Source organism: Micromonospora sp. WMMD956 (assembly GCF_029626125.1).
Taxonomy (GTDB): Bacteria; Actinomycetota; Actinomycetes; order Mycobacteriales; family Micromonosporaceae; genus Micromonospora; species Micromonospora carbonacea.
Map to the genome: position 1 here is coordinate 870,770 of NZ_JARUBI010000005.1, position 15,856 is coordinate 886,625.

The following is a 15,856-nucleotide window of genomic DNA, read 5'->3' on the forward strand; positions in this document are numbered from 1 at the left end:
GCTTGACGGATTCGTCCCAGCTCATGCTTGACGGTTGGTCTAGACATTGAGGGTGACCTTGCGGGGTCGGTGGGCTTTGATCCGGGTGACGGGCTGGTCGGTGGTGCGGCGGATGGTGCGGGTGCCGTCGTCGCAGTGGATGGCCAGCTCGGTGTCGGTGACGTCGATGGTGAGGGTCTTGTGGGCGTGGACCCGGCCGAGGGCGATCTTCTGGCCGACGACCATGACCACGCCGCTGTTGGAGGCCCGCCGCTGGACCCGGACCGGTCCGGTGGCTGGTTGTGGTGGTGGGCCGGCGGGGCGGGCGCTGCGTAGTCGGGCCACCTCGGCGGGGGTCAGTGGGTTGGGGCGGGTGCGTAGCAGTTCGCGGGTGTCCAGGTCGAAGAAGGCCAGGGTGTGTTCCTCGACCCGGACCCCGACCCGCCGGCCGGCGAGGATCTCGGCGGCCAGGACCAGGTGTTGTCCCAGCGACACACAGCCGTTGGCGCCGATGGTCCGATCTACTTCCACCGGTCCGCGCACCTGGCCTGCCGGCGCGGGTGGCAGGGGTGGCGGCCCGGCAGGTCGGCCACCGGCACGGTGCAGGGCGGCCAGGTCGTTGACAGACAGATGCGACCGCACGGACTTGATCCGGGTGCCGGCGATCATGAGGTGGATGACGTCGGTGTCGGCCCAGAACGTCACCGTCACCCCGGAGCGGGCGGGGCCGAGCCAGAACTGCTTCCCGCAGATCTGCATGTTCCCCGAGGCGGGAACGACCCGCTCGAACTCCACCGCCCCCGCCACCACCGGCGCCGGAACCGGGACGGGCAGGGGTGGTGCGATGAGGGTCTGGTCGACCGGCTGGGTGAGTCGGGCCGGTAGCTTCACCGTCACCACCTGCTCCCCAGCGGGGGTGAACCGGTCGGCGGGGAAGGCCATGTCCAGAGACTGGTGGGGCCGGTCGGTGTTGTACTCGTCGCGGAACACGTCGATCGCGGCCTGAGCGGTGTCCAGGTCCGGCCAGACCGGCACGTCGTCGAGGAGTTCCCGGCGCAGGGTCTGATGGAACCGTTCCACCTTTCCCGTCGTGGTCGGCGACGCCGGCTGGGTCAGCCGGTGGATGATCCCGTTCTCCCGGCAGATCCGGTCGAACAGCACCTCCCCGCCCTTGCCGAACCGGTCGGTGAACTGCTTGCCGTTGTCGGTCAGGACTTCCTCAGGCACCCCGAACCGTCGCAGCCCCTCGGCGAAGGCCAAACACACCGCCCGGCCGGTCGCCCTACGCACGACCTGGGCGATGACGCAGAACCGGGAATGGTCATCCACCCCCGTGACGACCTTCGCCTCGCTGCCGTCAGCGAGGAACACCCCACCGACGATGTCCATCTGCCACAGCTCCATCGGCCGAGCCCGTTCCCACCGGCGGTAGTCCTTGCGCCCCCGACGGCGAGGCACCGGCTCGATCAACCCGTGGCGGACCAGGACCCGATACACCGTCATCCGCGACGGCACCGGCTCCGGACAGCCATGCCGCCCTAGCTCGAACGCGATCCGCCGGGCGCCCCACCGCGGATGATGCCGACGCAGCTCACACACCAACGCCTCCACCTCCGGCGACGCCTGATGAGCACACCCCTGCGGCCGACGGGACCGGTCCTCCAACCCCGCCAACCCCGACTCGGCATAACGCGCAAGCCACGTGTGAACCGTCTGACGGGACACCCCGACCCGGGCTGCCACCTCCACCACCGGATCCCCGGCCCGCACCGACAACACCGCCCGATACCTCTGCTCGACGATCGACAACTCCACCAGCGCCAATCCCGGCCTCCCACCACGCGATGCCCGCAAACACCACGCGATGAAGAAGCCAACTCATGATCATGTCAAGCATCTGGTGGGACGCGACTGTCAAGCATGTCCCGTGACGGGACATAGCCACCTAACGTCCTGTTGCTGAATTGCTCTGTCTTTGATCAAGGCACCGCGCTCCGCGCGGTGCGGGGCGGCGAGCCCGGCCGGCGGCAAGCCGCCCCGGACGCCTACGGCACCGGGGCGGTGAGCCACCGACAGCCGCCGGGACACCGCCCCCAGGCCGGAGCAAGACTCAGCCCAGTGCAAGTTCGTCCGGGAAGCGCTCGCGAAGCGCGGTGATCGCATGGCGCAGGCAGTAATCGAGGCTGTTGCCGTCGACCCTGATCGACGCACCGTCGAGCCGCCTGCCCGAGATCACCACGGTCCAGGGCGTGCGCTCCCGTTCCCCGTCAATCTTGACGATCCCGACCAGGCCCATCTCCCCCAGATGCGCTAGCAGCTCCGGCACGCACTCGTCCCACCCCATTCACGGATGGGACCACGCAGGCCGCTACGGAAGCCAGCGGGTCGGCCTGGTCGCGTGGTCGGGGCTTCCGGCTGCCGCGCCAGTCCAAACCCGGGACTGGCTTGCCACCGGGTACCCGGGTCACCCCAGCAGCTCCACCGCCAGGACGTGCCCGACCGCCCACAAGCAGCCGGCGGCACCGCGCAGAGCCCGGCCACGCCGCCGCAAGGCCCTCAGGATGAGCCAGGGCACCGGCCAAAGCGAGGTTCACTGAGCCCACACTCAGGCCGTCTCCAGGCCGTCTCAGGCCGTGGCCAGGCCGTCAGACGCCGCCCAACGATGACCAAGGTCAACCAACGGCACCAGATAAACGACCAGCTCAGAGCCCTGATCGCGGCGCTGAGCTGGTGGGCGACGGACGAGTCGACCTGTACGCCGGATTCTGTGCCCGGCGCGTACCCCTCGCGGGGTTGCGCGCCAGCGGCGGCCATCCATCTAGGCCTGCCGTCGCCGGCAGGCTCCAGCGGCCTACCCGCAGACATCGGGCGGGCAGCCCTCAGGCGTCTGCGCAGGCCGTCCTCTTGCGGTGACGGCCCATTTTGGCCTTGCTCCGGGTGGGGTTTACCGAGCCATCCCGGTCACCCGGGATGCTGGTGGGCTCTTACCCCACCGTTTCACCCTTACCGTCCCCGTTGGGGGCCGGCGGTCTGTTCTCTGTGGCACTGTCCCGCGGGTCGCCCCGGGTTGCCGTTAGCAACCACCCTGCCCTGTGGAGTCCGGACGTTCCTCGGCGACGGGCACCTGGCCCGCCGACGCGACCGCCCGGTCGACTCGTCCGTCGCGCACCCATCCTAACGACCACACCCCCGCGCCCATTTCGCGGCCTTCCGGGCTGGCCGCCGACACCATGTCGGCGACATGGCGGGATCCCAGCGCTCCGGATACCGCCATGTCGCCGACATGCAGATGATCAAGGAGAGCGGGGCGGGGCGAGGCCGCACGGGGCTGGACCGGCCGGGCGGGGCGAGGGGGGACGGGGCAGGGCCGGGCGGGGCGGGGCGGCCGGGCGGGCTAGCCTCGGCGGCGTGGAACTCTCCGACGCCGCGCTGCTGGTCACCGCCGGTCTCGCCGCGGGCACGGTCAACGCGGTGGCCGGCGGCGGCTCGCTGATCACCTTCCCGGCCATGATCGCGGCGGGCCTTCCGCCGGTGCCGGCGAACGTGAGCAATTCCGTGGCGGTGTTCCCCGGGTACGTGGCGAGCGTGGCGGGCAGCCGCACGGACCTGCCGCGCGGCCGGGCGCTGTGGGCGCTGCTGCCGACCACGGTGGTGGGCACGATCGTCGGGTGCCTGCTGTTGCTGGGCACCCCGGCGCGGGCGTTCGAGCTGGTGGTGCCGTTCCTGGTGCTCGGGGCCACCGCCGTGCTCGCGTTCCAGGATCCGCTGCGCCGCCTCGTCGGGCACCCGGCCGAGCTGGGGCCGCGCCGCCGTACCGTCACCGTGCAGGCCATGGTCGCGGTCGGCGCGGTGTACGGCGGCTATTTCGGCGCGGCCCTGGGGGTGATGCTGGTGGCCGGTCTGGCGCTGGTGCTGGACGCGACGCTGGCCCGGGTGTCGGCGGTGAAGAACCTGCTCTCGGCGACGGTCGGGCTGACCACGCTTGTGGTGTTCGCGCTGTTCGGCCCGGTGAACTGGGCGGCCGTCGGGGTGGTGGCCCCGGCGACCCTGGTCGGCGGGTACGTCGGCGCGCGGCTGGTGCGCCGGCTGCCGCCGGTGGTGCTGAAGACGCTGATCGTGGCGTTCGGCACGGCCATCGGCCTGTACCTGCTGTGGCGCGCGGTGCGCTGAGCCGACCTGCCCGGATCGACGTGCGCCGAGCCGCCCCGGCCGGCTCGCCACAGGCTCAGTACGCCTCGCCGACCGGCTCCTCCGGGGCGTGTTCGTTGCGGGCGGCGGCCCGGTTCCAGCGGGCCCAGAGCACCCGTTCGCCGTGGCCGGCGGCCATCCGGTGTGCGGTGGCGAGGTAGACCAGCGCGCCGGCGGCGAGGACGCCGAGGCCGACCCAGAAGGGCAGGGCGAGCCCGTGCTCGGCGAGCTTGCCGGAGATGATCGGGGCGGGCGCGGCGGCGCCCCAGCGGACCAGGTTGAACGCGCCGGTGGCGACCCGGCGGTCGGCGGCGCCGAGGCCGAGGGCCAGGTCGGTGAGGTTGGCGTTGGCAAGGCCCATGAACAGGCCGGCGACGACGAGCACGACCAGCGACATGGCGGTGCCGGTCGAGGTGGCGAACAGCACCATGCAGGCCAGCAGGCCGGCGACGGCCACGCCGACGGTCTGCACCGCGCCGATGCGGTGGGCGAGCCGGTGGCCGACCACGAGGATGCCGGCGGCGAGGCCGAGGCCCCAGCCGGTGAACGCGAGGCCCAGCGGGATGACGTCGAGGCCGAGGAAGAGCGGCGTGTAGCCGAGCACGACGAAGAAGACGAAGTTGTAGGCGGCGGTGACGGCGCACAGGGCCACGAACGCGGGCCGGCGGTAGGTGGCGAAGATCGCGCCGAGGCGTACCGGAGGTTGGGGGTTTGCCGGCTCGCGGAGCCGGCGGGACGCGACGGCGAGCGCGAGGACCATGAAGATGCCGCAGACGAAGAACGGCAGCCGCCAGCTCACCTCGCCGAGCAGGCCGCCGAGCAGCGGGCCGACGGCGAAGCCGAGGCCGAGCGCGGTCTCGAAGAGGCCGACCACCCATTCGCGATCGTTGGCGAGGTTGACCAGCACCACCATGGCGGTGGCGAAGAACATGGCGTTGCCCAGCCCCCACACGCCGCGCAGCACCGACAGTTGCACGATGTCGTTGCTGAACGAGGCGCCGATGGCGGCCAGGCCGACCACGGAGACGCCGGTGATCAGCACGGGCTTGAAGCCGAACCGGCCGCTGGCCAGGGTCGCGGGGATCATGCCCAGGGCCATGACCGCGATGTACGCGGTGAACAGCAGCTCGACCTGCCAGGCGGTGACGCCGATGGCCTCGCCGATGGCGGGCAGGATGGGGTCGACGACGGCGATGCCGGCGATGGCGAGGAAGGCCACCAGGGTGGTGGCGTAGATGGCACTGCGGTGGGGTTCGTTGCGCCGGTCCACTCCGCCTCCCGGATAGCTGTATCGTACAGTTAGTTTTCTTGTATCCTACAGCTATGAGCGAGGACGGCACTGCGGAAGGCACTGCGGAAGAGGTCACACTCGGGCGGATCGAGACCGAGGTGGCGCTCCTCATGCGACTCGGCGAGGCGACCCGGCGCGCCACCGGCACGGCCGAGCACCGGGTGCTGGACCGCGCGGCGTACGTGATCCTGCGGCACCTCGACAGCGCCGGCCCGCAGAACGTCTCGGCGCTCGCCGCCCGGCTCAACCTGGACGGCTCCACGGTCACCCGGCAGGTCTCCGCCATGCAGCGCGACGGGCTGATCGCCCGCGCCCCCGACCCGAGCGACGGCCGGGGCACCGTCGTCTCCCCCACCCCGGCCGGGCTGCACCGCATGGCCGCCGTCCGGGCGGCCCGCACCCGGCTCTACGGCGACGTCCTCGCCGACTGGGCCCCGGCCGACCGCGACACCCTGGCCGACCTGCTGCGCCGGCTCAACGAGGCGCTGGAGACCAGGGCCCGCACCCGCCGCTGACCGCCGCCGCCAAGCGCGCCCCGCCGCCGGGCACGCCCCACCGCCGGGCACGCACCGCCGCCGGGCGTCCGCGCCCTCCCGCCGCGCCGGGCGCGCGCCTGGCGGCAGGCTTGTTAGGAAGGGCCCCCTGTACAACAGAATGCGTTAACAGGGGGCCCTTCCTTACCCCACAGGGGCGGCGTCGGCGTCGCGGGCCGGGCCCGGGGTGACGCGCGGGTCGCCCTCGTCGGCGAAGTAGTCGTCCGGCGTGGTGCCGTCGCGGCCCGCGTCCACCTTCGCCGCCCGCAGGGCCAGGGTCACCAGGGCGGCGACCAGCAGGTTCACCAGCACCGCCACGATCCCCACGTAGATCGTCTTCTTGGTGTCGAAGCCGAAGTCGCTCAGCGGGAACGCCGAGCCGCCGAAGTGGGCGCGCTTCGTCGCCGGGTTGGGGATCTGGTAGAGCATCCACATGCCCAGCCCCATGCCGGCCGCCCAGCCGGCGATCAGCGCGCCCCGGTGGAACCAGCGGGTGTAGAGGCCCAGCGCCACCGCCGGCAGCGTCTGGAGGATGATCACGCCGCCGATGAGCTGGAGGTCGATGGAGAACTGCGGGTCGAGGAAGACGATGCAGGCCACCGCGCCGACCTTCACCACCAGCGAGGTGATCTTCGAGACGTTCGCCTCCTGGGCCGGGCTGGCGTCCCGCTTCAGGTACTCCTTGTAGATGTTGCGGGTGAACAGGTTCGCCGCCGCGATCGACATGATCGCCGCCGGCACCAGCGCCCCGATGCCGATGGCCGCGTACGCGACCCCGGCGAACCAGTCGGGGAACTGCTGGTCGAACAGCACCGGCACGACCGTGTTCGCGTCCGCGCTGCCGGGCGTCGACCCGGGCAGCGGCTTCACCCCCGCCGCGATGGCCATGTAGCCGAGCAGCGCGATCAACCCGAGGACCAGGCTGTACGCGGGCAGCGCCGACATGTTCCGCTTGATCACGTCCCGGTTCCGGCTGGCCAGCACGCCGGTGATGCTGTGCGGGTAGAGGAACAGCGCCAGCGCCGAGCCGAACGCCAGGGTGACGTACTGGAGCTGGTTGTTGGCGTTGAGCAGGATCCCGTCGTTGGGGTTCTGCGCCGTGGCCTGGAACTTCGCCTCGGCGGCGTCGAAGATCGAGCCCCAGCCGCCCAGCTTCTGCGGCAGCCAGAGCACCGCCACCAGGATCACCACGTAGATCAGCGTGTCCTTGACGAACGCGATCAGCGCGGGCGCGCGCAGCCCCGACTGGTAGGTGTAGGCGGCCAGGATCGCGAACGCGATGATGATCGGCAGGTGCCGCGCGAGGGCGCTCTCGCCGGTCACCCCCATGGTCTTGAGCACCGCCTCGATGCCGACGAGTTGCAGCGCGATGTACGGCATGGTGGCGACGATGCCGGTGACCGCGACGACCAGCGCCAGCACCGGCGAGTCGAACCGGCTGCGGACGAAGTCGGCGGGGGTGACGAAGCCGTGCCGGTGCGACACCGACCAGAGCCGGCACAGCACCAGGAACACCATCGGGTAGATCACGATCGTGTACGGCACCGCGAAGAAGCCCATCGCGCCCGCGCCGAACACCAGCGCCGGCACCGCCACGAACGTGTACGCCGTGTAGAGGTCACCGCCGACGAGGAACCAGGTGATCCAGCCGCCGAAGCTGCGCCCGCCCAGCCCCCACTCGTCGAGGTGGGCCATGTCCCTCGGCGCCCGCCACCGGGCCGCCACGAAACCCATGACGCTGACCAGCAGGAACAGCACCGTGAAGACGATGATCTCGGTCAGATGGTCGCGCCACATCAGTGACCACCCCGCTTCCTGGTCAGCCGGTAGACCAGCGTGGTGGTGGTCACGCCGAGCAGGATGTAGGCCAGTTGCAGCCAGTAGAAGCGCGGGAACCCGAACACGCGCGGCGCGTCGGCGTTGAAGAACACCGGGATCAGCGGCACCACGATCGGGACGAACAGCAACCAGTTCCAGGGGCTGTGGTCCTTCGCCCTGGACGACGCCGAGCCGGGTTCCTCCGGTTCGGATGCGGTCATACGACACACCTCCGGTGGTCTCGTCTCCCCATGACGGCCGGACGTTACGACGTGGTGACGGGCGTCACGTTCGACCGGCGTGGGACGGTGCGCCGAGCGGGCCGCCGGGTGCGCCGAACGGCATGTCCGTCGATGTCTCTCCGGTCGCGGGCAGACGAGACCGGCGGCCGTCCCGTCGGGCGGCCGCCGGTGAGCGGTGGGTCAGAGCGCGGCGAGGTGGGCGGTGTCGTTGACCGAGCGCACCGCGACGCCGCCGTCGGGCCACCGGTCGAGCACCGAGATGCCGGCCGCGTCGAGGTAGAGCCGGTGCAGGAACGCGTCGTCGGCGGCGAGGGCCTCGCGCAGCACCAGCTTGATCGGCGAGACGTGCGAGACCACCACCACGGTCTCCCCGGGGTACGCCCCGACCAGCGCGTCCGTGGCCCGGGTCACCCGGGCGGCGACCTCGGTGAACGACTCCCCGTCGGGCGGGGCGACCCGGGTCGAGGCGAGCCACGCGTCCAGCTCGCCCTGCCAGCCGGCGCGCACCTCGGCGAAGGTGCGCCCCTCCCACGCCCCGAAGTCGCACTCGATCAGGTCGTCGTCGGTGCGTACCGGCACGGGCTCGCGCAGCGCCCCGGCGATCGCCCGCGCGGTGGCCGTACACCGGGACAACGGCGAGCTGACCACGGCCGCGACGGCCGGGGCGAGGGCGGCCACCCGGGCGGCCGTGGCCCGCACCTGGGCGCGGCCCCGGGCGGACAGCGGCACGTCGCCGCGGCCGGAGTAGCGGCGCTGCTCGGTGAACTCGGTCTCGCCGTGCCGCACCAGGATCAGCCGGGTCGCGGTGTCGCTGGGGCGCGGCTCCCAGGAGGCGGGGGCGGTCGCCGGGTCGGTGCCGGCCCGCTTCGTGGCGGCGCGGGCGGCGGCCTCCCGGGCGAGGGCGCGGGCGGGCGAGTCGGGTGCGGCGACCTCGCGGGGCGGCTCGGCGGCGGGCCGGGCCGCCCCGCCCGCGTCGGCCTTCCGGGCCTTCCCGCCGGTGGCCGCCGCGTCCATCGCGGCGTTGGCCAGGGCGTCGGCGTGCCGGTTGCGCTCCCGGGGGATCCACTGGAAGCGCACCGCCGCGAACCGGCCGACCAGCGCCGCGGCCTGCGCGGCCAGCGGGCGCAGCCCCGGGTGCTTGATCTGCCAGCGGCCGCACATCTGCTCGACCACCAGCTTGGAGTCCATCCGGGCGTCGACCTCGACCGCGCCCAGCTCGGCGGCGGCCTCCAGGCCGGCGATCAGCCCCCGGTATTCGGCGACGTTGTTGGTGGCCGTGCCGATCGCCGCGGAGCGTTCGGCGAGCACCTCGCCGCTGGCCGCGTCCCGGACCACCGCGCCGTAGCCGGCCGGGCCGGGGTTGCCCCGGGACCCGCCGTCGGCCTCGACGACGACCGCGCGCACCGCCATCGGAGCTACAGCCCCGACTCGTTGGTGCGGACCATGATGCGGCGGCACTCCTCGCAGCGCACCACGTCGTCCGGCGCGGCCCTGCGGATGCGGGCCATGTCCGCGCCGTAGAGCTCCAGCCGGCAGCCGCCGCAGCGCCCGCCGGTGAGCAGGGCCGCGCCGAGCCCCGTGTCGGCGCGGATCTTGTCGTAGAGGGTGACCAGGTCCGCCGGGAGGTCACCGGCGAGGGGCTGGCGGGACTGCCGCTTGAACTCCTCCTCCTTGGCGATCTCGGCGAGGGCGTCGTCGCGCCGCTGCTCGGCCGCCGCCCGCCGCTCGCGCGCCTCGGCCGCCCGCCGTTCGATCCCGTCGAGTACGCCCTGGGCGGTCTCCCGCTGCTCCATCAGCTCCAGCTCGGCGTCCTCCAGGTCGCTCTGCCGGCGGTTGAGCGAGACCAGCTCGTGCTGGAGCGCCTCCAGCTCCCGGGCCGGGCCGCTGCCGGCGGCCAGCCGCGCCTCGTCCTTGCTCTTGCGGGCCCGGACCTGGTCGACGTCCTTCTCGATGCGGGCGATGTCGCGGTCCAGGTCGTCGACGGCGACCTGGGCGCGGACCCGCTCGTCCTCCAGCGCGGACAGCTCCCGGGCGAGGGCCTCCAGCTCGGCCAGCTCGGGCAGGGTGCGGCGGCGGTGGGCGAGCTGGGCGAGGGTGGTGTCGATCGCCTGGAGGTCGAGCAGGCGGCGCTGGACCTTCGGGTCAGCCTTCACGTCGGGGCTCCTTGTCGTCCGCGGCGGGGGCGGGGTCGGCGGCGGGTCCCGGGGCGGCGCCGCCGGGCACGGTGCGGGTGGCTGCCGGGCCGGCAGCCGTGGGGGCGGCGGCGTGCACCGTCCACGGGTCGGTGTCCAGGTCGGACACGACGGTCTCGACGCCCAGCTCGGCCCGCAGGGCGGCGGCCAGGTCGTCGAGCCAGGGTCGCTCGGTCGCCCAGTGGGCGGCGTCCAGCAGGGCGGGGCCGCCGGCGGCGAGGTGCTCGCCGGCGGGGTGGTGGCGCAGGTCGGAGGTCAGGTAGGCGTCGACGCCGGCCGCGGTCGCCGCGCCGAGGAACGCGTCCCCCGAGCCGCCGCTGACCGCGAGGGTACGAACCATACGCCCGGGATCGCCGGCGGCGCGAACGCCCCAGGCGGTGACGGGGAGCACGGCGGCGGCGTGCCGGGTCAGCTCGGCGAGGGTCATGGGCCGGGGCAGCTCGCCGATGCGGCCGATGCCCCGCCCCGCGCCGGCGGCCGGGGAGCCGGGGGCCGGCGGGTGCAGCGGGCGCAGGCCGGTCAGCCCGAAGCGGGCCGCGAGGGAGTCGGAGACGCCCGGGTCGGCCACGTCGGCGTTGGTGTGCGCGACGTACAACGCCACGTCGGCCTTGATCAGGTCGTGGACGATGCGCCCCTTGAACGTCGTCGGGGCGACGGAGGAGACCCCGCGCAGCAGCAGCGGATGGTGGGCCACGATCATGTCGGCGCCGGCGGCGAGGGCCTCGGCGACCGTCTCGGGGACCACGTCGACCACGCAGGCCACCCGGCGCACCGGGGCGGTGGGCTCGCCGAGCACCAACCCCACCCGGTCCCACTCCTCGGCCCAGCTGGTCGGGTAGCGGCGCGCGAGTGCCGCCACCACGTCGGCCACGGTCGTCGGCGGCGGCGGTGTCGCGGTTGTGCTCACGGCGGGCCAGCTTACCGGCGTCGGCCGCGCGTCACGGCCTCGGCGGTGGGCAGGGGCCCCTCGGCCGACGGAATCCGCTGACAAGGGGCCCCTGCTTCTCGGCCGGGCTCAGGCGGCCGGGCTCACCGGGCAGCGCAGGCCGCGCACGGCAGCCAGGACGGCGGCCCAGGGGAACGCGTGCAGGTGGTGCTCGCCGGTGCCGGGCGGGTGCAGCGGGACGACGTGGTCGCCGAAGACGACGTCGACCCCCCACTCGGCCAGCCGGGCCAGGCTGGCCCGGAAGGCCGGGTGCCCGGCCATCGCGACGTTGGTGAACGGCACCGCCACGATCGGCACCCCCTTGCCCTGCCCCTCGACCAGCAGGCCGAGGGCGAGGGTGTCGGTGATCCCGGCCGCCCACTTGTTGACCGTGTTGGACGTCGCCGGGCAGACGACCATCGCGTCGGCCGGGGGCAGCACGTCCGGGTCGCCCGGGTCCTTGTAGCGGCTGCGGACCGGATGACCGGTCTGGCGGGCCAGCGCCGGCCGGTCGACGAACTTCGCGCCGTCCGGCGTGGTGACCACGCACACGTCCCAGCCGTCCTGCTGGGCCAGTTCCACGAGCCGGCCGACGTGGCTGGCCAGCGGCGACCCGCAGGCGATGACGTAGAGCACCTCGCGGCGCTCGCTGCTGCGGTGCGGATCGGTGATCCCGACCCCCGCCGCGCTCATACTCCCACTCCCATGTGCTCAGCCAACTCCGCGATCAGCGAAGGCGGCGCACCCCTTGTGCGACGCAGGACGTCCGACATCACCTCGTGGGCGATGGGACGGCAGCGGATCTCCGAGGGGGCGAGCCGGTCGCCGCGCAGCAGCATCTCCCCGGCGTTGGCCACGTCGCCGATCTGGGCGAAGCCCCGGGCCAGGTCGAGCAGGTGGTGGGCGCGGCGCTCGGGCAGCAGGGTGTTGAACGCCGGCTCGGCGATGCGCTGCTGGTGGACCTCCACCGCCCGCCCCCCGTCGCCCAGCTCCACGGCGGCGGCGGCCCGGTGCAGCTCCACGTTGGTCGGGCCGAACGACGTCCAGTAGTGGTTCTGGTCGCTGCCCAGCAGCAGGGCCGCCTCGTGGGCGCCGTTGATCAGGTCGTCGACGGTGGCGGAGTCGCCGAGCCGCGCGGCGGCCATCGCGCCCTGCAACAGCAGCAGCCCGTAGACGGAGAGCCGCCCCGGGTCGGTGTCGTTGCCCCCACCGGGGGCGAGCCGGTTGGCGATGGTGAGGTTGAGCTCCAGCGCGGGACGGGGGCGGCCCATCGCGACCATCGCGTTGCAGACCCGGGTGGTGGCGATGCCGGCCAGCAGCGGGTCGTCGGCCCGCTGGGCGACGGCCATCGACCGGTCGGCGGCCAACCAGGCGAGGTCGCACTCGCCGAGCTTGCGCAGCACCGAGGAGGCGATCTGGTAGACCTGGCCGAGCAGGTGCGCCGCCTCCCGGGAGTGGTCGCCGTCGTGGCCGGCGTCGGCGGCCTGGGCGTCGCGCAGCAGCTTCGGCAGCGCCCGGGTCAGCATCCCGTAGCGGCCGTACTGGTAGGTGAGCCAGGCGTGGTTGACCGCCTTGCGCATGTCCACCAGGGGCGGCGGGTAAGGGGCCGCGTCGAAGTAGGCGCTCATCGAGTCGTACCGCTCCAGGGCGGCCCGGATCTCCTGGACCTCGACCTGGTCGATGCAGTTGAGGGCGTCGGCCCGCCGCTCCGGGTCCTTGCCCAGCAGCAGCTGCACGTCGACTTCGAGGATGTAGGCGATCTCGTAGAGGACGGAGAACTTGTCGAGCCGGCGCACCCCGCGCTCGACCTTGTCCACCCAGCTCTTGGACTTGCCGAGCCGGTCGGCGAAGACCTGTTGGGACAGCTTGCGCCGCCCGCGCCAGTAGGCCACCCGCCGGCCAATGGGTAACTCGTCCATCTCCCCGTCCCTCCCCTGCCGGGGGCCGACCGGCCACCGGCGGCCGCCTGCGCGGGTGGCGCGGCAGTCCGTTCGTCCTCAGGTTTTCGCTGGTCGCACAGCCTGTACGTCGGCCGTACGGGTGACCCTCATAGCTTTCGTGCAACTTGCACCAACTGTTCCGTCAGGTCAACGACGGCGGTCTACGGCAGTGACGGCGCTCGACATGTGACCTGGCACCTAGGGATGCCCGGCGGAGGGAGTACGAACGAATGTGGGGGAACGTCGGCCCACGGGTCGCACAGCTGTCGCCGCTGGAACGGGTCCGGCTGCGGAGGGTCGCCGTCCGCTACGCCGCGCACGGCTGGGAGGTGACTCCCGGCGCGTGTCTGGCCCGCAGTCGCTTCGTGTGCGGCCGGGCCGGCTGCCCCACCGTCGGCTGCCACCCCGCCCTCCAGGAGTGGGAGCGGGCCGCCACGGCCGACCCGGCCCGGGTGGCGACCTGGTGGCGCAGCCGCCCGCACGGGGTGCTGCTGCCCACCGGGCGCGCCTTCGACGTCCTGGAGGTGCCGGCCCACCTCGGGCGGCACGTGCTCGACTCCGTCGGGACACACCCGGCCGGCCTCGGGGTCCGGGGGCCGGTGCTGGTCACCCCCACCGGGCGCTGGATGTTCCTGGTCCGCCCGGGCGACCCGCTCCGGCCCGAGCTGGAACACTGCTTCCACGTGGTCCGGCACGGCGTCGGCTCGTGGATCGCCGCCCCGCCGACCCGGCTGCCGGAGGGCCCGGTCCGCTGGGCGGTCGCCCCGGAGCAGGCGCGCTGGCAGCTTCCGGACTCCTACCTCATGCAGAACGTGCTGGTCGACGCCCTGCGGGCCACCGGCGTGGCGCTGCCGGCCGAACTGCTCCCCGGTCACCTGCCGCTGCCCCGGCGCGGCTGGTGAGGGCCACGGCCGGCAGGCGACCGCCGCAGCCCGCCGCCGACAGGCGACCGACGCGTGACGCCCTCGGTAGGCGGCGGACACCACGCGCCCTCGGCGGGCGGCCGGGGACGGTTGCTGTCGGGGAGCGGACGCCGGGCGGGCAGCGTCCCGGCCGCCACGGGCGTCGTTGACCCGGGCGAGGGCGCGACAGCGCCCCGATCGGGGGTCTGATGTCCAGGGATGACGCGGCGCGCCGACCCGACGGGGCGGAACCGCCGCCGCACCACCGCCGGCCACGGCGCTGGCCGCCCACCCGTCCGCCGGGCTCGCGCCCGGGCCGCCCCCGCCCGCTGGGCTCCCACCCGGCCGGCACCCGCCGCCCCACCAGCTGACCCCGCCCCCGCCGGCGCCCGCGTTCACCCCCGCGATCTTGCACTTTGGGCCCCGACAAGGTGGGAGAAATGCCACGCGTCGGGGGCCGCAACTGCAAGATCGCGGAGGCATGGGCGGTCAGGGAGCCGTGGGGAGGGGTGGGAGGGTCGGGAGGCGGGGCGAGTGCAGGAGGCGGGCGTCGTCGGTGACGATCGCGTGCTCGTGGCCCGCCAGGCGGTCCAGCCAGCCGATGCCGGCCACGCCCATCGCCACCGCCGCCGTGGCGTACGCGTCGGCGACGCCGAGATCCGCGCCGACCACGGTGACCGAACGCAGGCCGGTGGCCGGGGCACCCCGGCGCGGGTCGAGCACGTGGTGGCCGCGCTCGTACACCCCGGAGGTGGCGATCGCCAGGTCGGTGCCGGTGAGCACCAGGCACGTCGAGGTCTCGTCCCACGGGTGCCGCACGCCGATCCGCCACGGCCGGCCGCCCGCCGACAGTCCTCGCGCCCGCACGTCGCCGCCCGCGTTCACGCAGTGGTTCGGCGCGCCGGCGGCGAGCAGCCGGTCGGAGGCGACCTGCGCCGCCCAGCCCTTCACGTAGCCGGACGGGTCCAGCGCGCCGGTCGCGTACGCGTCGAAGAAGCCGTCGGTGTCGCCCCACAGGTCGGCGCAGCGGCCCAGGACGGCCCGCAGGTCCGGCGACGCCTCCGACAGCAGCACCTCGCCCCGGTCGAAGCGGCGCAGCTCGCTGTCGGCCCGGTAGGTGCTGAACCGGGCGTCGACCTCCCGCAGCCAGGCGAACGTCTCCTCGGCCAGCTCGTGCAGCCGCCCGGCGGGCAGGTCGTCGGCGAGGTCGAGGCTGATCGCCGTACCCATGATCTGCTCGACCCGGCGCAGGCCCGGCCGGGTCGGTGCCGCCGCCACCTCAGCGGGCCCGGTCGATGGCGGCCTGGAGCGACCGCCGGTAGGACTCGCTGGTGGCGGTCGCCCCGGAGACCGTGTCCACCTCGGCGCTCTGCCGCTGCACGACCTGCCCCGAGGGGCCGCTGTAGCGGCCGTCGACCTGCTCGCTGCGCCGGTCGGACTGCGCGGTCTCCTGCGGCAGCTCCAGGGCCACGGCGTCGACGATCCGGGTGCCGGAGACGACGATCTGCACCTGCACGTTGCCGTACTCGTTCTCGACGACCGGCCCGGTGACCCGGCGGGTCGTCGCGCGCGGCGCGGCGGTGGTGGCGCGCGGGGCCGAGGTGGGCCGGGCCGTGGTGGCGCGGGCCGACGGGGTGCGGGTGGCGGCCGGGGTGGTGGCGCGGGCGCGGGGCTTCGCGCCGAGGGTGGCGGTGCCGGCCGGCGGGGTGGCCCCGCCCGACGGGGCGGCGACGGCCGGCGGCTCGTGGGCGGCCTGGCCGACGCCCGGGGAACCCTTGAGCACCACCAGGGCGGTGGTGCCGGCGGCGAGGCCGGTGATCGCGAGGAGCGCGCGACGCATGGCGGG

Annotated in this window: 15 protein-coding genes and 1 other RNA gene; 3 read left to right on the forward strand and 13 right to left on the reverse strand. The window is 73.8% G+C overall.

Annotated elements, in window-relative coordinates:
- Positions 1 to 39 precede the first annotated feature (39 nt).
- The 3 genes from O7628_RS04080 to rnpB all read right to left on the reverse strand — a co-directional run bounded on the left by O7628_RS04080 (position 40) and on the right by rnpB (position 3,136).
- Positions 40 to 1,794 (reverse strand): IS481 family transposase, encoded by a 1,755-nt coding sequence (locus tag O7628_RS04080; protein ID WP_278128442.1) that lies wholly within the window; start codon positions 1,792 to 1,794, stop codon positions 40 to 42.
- Positions 1,795 to 2,089: 295 nt separating this feature from the next.
- On the reverse strand, positions 2,090 to 2,305 hold the full coding sequence (locus O7628_RS04085) for a hypothetical protein (protein ID WP_278128443.1): 216 nt from the start codon (positions 2,303 to 2,305) through the stop codon (positions 2,090 to 2,092).
- Between the two features lie 412 nt (positions 2,306 to 2,717).
- Positions 2,718 to 3,136: RNase P RNA component class A (rnpB, locus tag O7628_RS04090), an RNA gene on the reverse strand.
- Between the two features lie 251 nt (positions 3,137 to 3,387).
- Here rnpB and O7628_RS04095 point away from each other — a divergent pair.
- Positions 3,388 to 4,149 carry a sulfite exporter TauE/SafE family protein gene (locus tag O7628_RS04095; protein WP_278128444.1) on the forward strand — a complete coding sequence of 254 codons (762 nt, stop codon included), beginning with the start codon at positions 3,388 to 3,390 and terminating at the stop codon, positions 4,147 to 4,149.
- 55 nt (positions 4,150 to 4,204) lie between these two features.
- Here O7628_RS04095 and O7628_RS04100 read toward each other — a convergent pair whose 3' ends face one another.
- Positions 4,205 to 5,437 carry an MFS transporter gene (locus O7628_RS04100; RefSeq protein ID WP_278128445.1) on the reverse strand — a complete coding sequence of 411 codons (1,233 nt, stop codon included), beginning with the start codon at positions 5,435 to 5,437 and terminating at the stop codon, positions 4,205 to 4,207.
- 53 nt (positions 5,438 to 5,490) lie between these two features.
- Between O7628_RS04100 and O7628_RS04105 the strand changes: the two genes are divergently transcribed.
- Positions 5,491 to 5,973: a MarR family transcriptional regulator gene (locus O7628_RS04105; protein ID WP_278128447.1), complete on the forward strand. Its 483-nt coding sequence runs from the start codon at positions 5,491 to 5,493 to the stop codon at positions 5,971 to 5,973.
- A 162-nt stretch (positions 5,974 to 6,135) separates the two neighbouring features.
- Here the strand turns inward: O7628_RS04105 and O7628_RS04110 are convergent, their stop codons facing one another.
- The 7 genes from O7628_RS04110 to O7628_RS04140 form a co-directional block, all read right to left on the reverse strand.
- A complete protein-coding gene (locus tag O7628_RS04110; protein ID WP_278128449.1) occupies positions 6,136 to 7,788 on the reverse strand; it encodes a sodium:solute symporter in 1,653 nt (550 codons plus the stop codon).
- Positions 7,788 to 8,030 carry a DUF3311 domain-containing protein gene (locus tag O7628_RS04115; RefSeq protein WP_278128451.1) on the reverse strand — a complete coding sequence of 81 codons (243 nt, stop codon included), beginning with the start codon at positions 8,028 to 8,030 and terminating at the stop codon, positions 7,788 to 7,790. Before O7628_RS04115 ends, O7628_RS04110 begins: the two co-directional genes overlap by 1 nt.
- A gap of 201 nt (positions 8,031 to 8,231) precedes the next feature.
- On the reverse strand, positions 8,232 to 9,461 hold the full coding sequence (locus O7628_RS04120) for a bifunctional RNase H/acid phosphatase (RefSeq protein ID WP_278128452.1): 1,230 nt from the start codon (positions 9,459 to 9,461) through the stop codon (positions 8,232 to 8,234).
- A 5-nt stretch (positions 9,462 to 9,466) separates the two neighbouring features.
- Complete coding sequence (locus O7628_RS04125) at positions 9,467 to 10,204, reverse strand: C4-type zinc ribbon domain-containing protein (protein WP_074474726.1); 738 nt, start codon at positions 10,202 to 10,204, stop codon at positions 9,467 to 9,469.
- Positions 10,194 to 11,150: a Nif3-like dinuclear metal center hexameric protein gene (locus O7628_RS04130; RefSeq protein ID WP_178065964.1), complete on the reverse strand. Its 957-nt coding sequence runs from the start codon at positions 11,148 to 11,150 to the stop codon at positions 10,194 to 10,196. The genes O7628_RS04125 and O7628_RS04130 overlap by 11 nt, the downstream gene beginning before the upstream one ends.
- A gap of 108 nt (positions 11,151 to 11,258) precedes the next feature.
- Positions 11,259 to 11,861 (reverse strand): flavoprotein, encoded by a 603-nt coding sequence (locus tag O7628_RS04135; protein WP_278128454.1) that lies wholly within the window; start codon positions 11,859 to 11,861, stop codon positions 11,259 to 11,261.
- Complete coding sequence (locus O7628_RS04140) at positions 11,858 to 13,087, reverse strand: helix-turn-helix domain-containing protein (protein ID WP_074474723.1); 1,230 nt, start codon at positions 13,085 to 13,087, stop codon at positions 11,858 to 11,860. The genes O7628_RS04135 and O7628_RS04140 overlap by 4 nt, the downstream gene beginning before the upstream one ends.
- A 251-nt stretch (positions 13,088 to 13,338) precedes the next feature.
- Between O7628_RS04140 and O7628_RS04145 the strand changes: the two genes are divergently transcribed.
- A complete protein-coding gene (locus O7628_RS04145; protein WP_074474722.1) occupies positions 13,339 to 14,010 on the forward strand; it encodes a bifunctional DNA primase/polymerase in 672 nt (223 codons plus the stop codon).
- A gap of 489 nt (positions 14,011 to 14,499) precedes the next feature.
- On the opposite strand, the gene O7628_RS04150 is transcribed toward O7628_RS04145, so the two are convergent.
- Both O7628_RS04150 and O7628_RS04155 read right to left on the reverse strand, forming a co-directional pair.
- Positions 14,500 to 15,240 carry an FAD:protein FMN transferase gene (locus O7628_RS04150; RefSeq protein ID WP_278136205.1) on the reverse strand — a complete coding sequence of 247 codons (741 nt, stop codon included), beginning with the start codon at positions 15,238 to 15,240 and terminating at the stop codon, positions 14,500 to 14,502.
- A gap of 49 nt (positions 15,241 to 15,289) precedes the next feature.
- Positions 15,290 to 15,850, reverse strand: coding sequence for an FMN-binding protein (locus O7628_RS04155; RefSeq protein ID WP_278128458.1), 561 nt, complete (start codon positions 15,848 to 15,850; stop codon positions 15,290 to 15,292).
- Between the last annotated feature and the right edge of the window lie 6 nt (positions 15,851 to 15,856).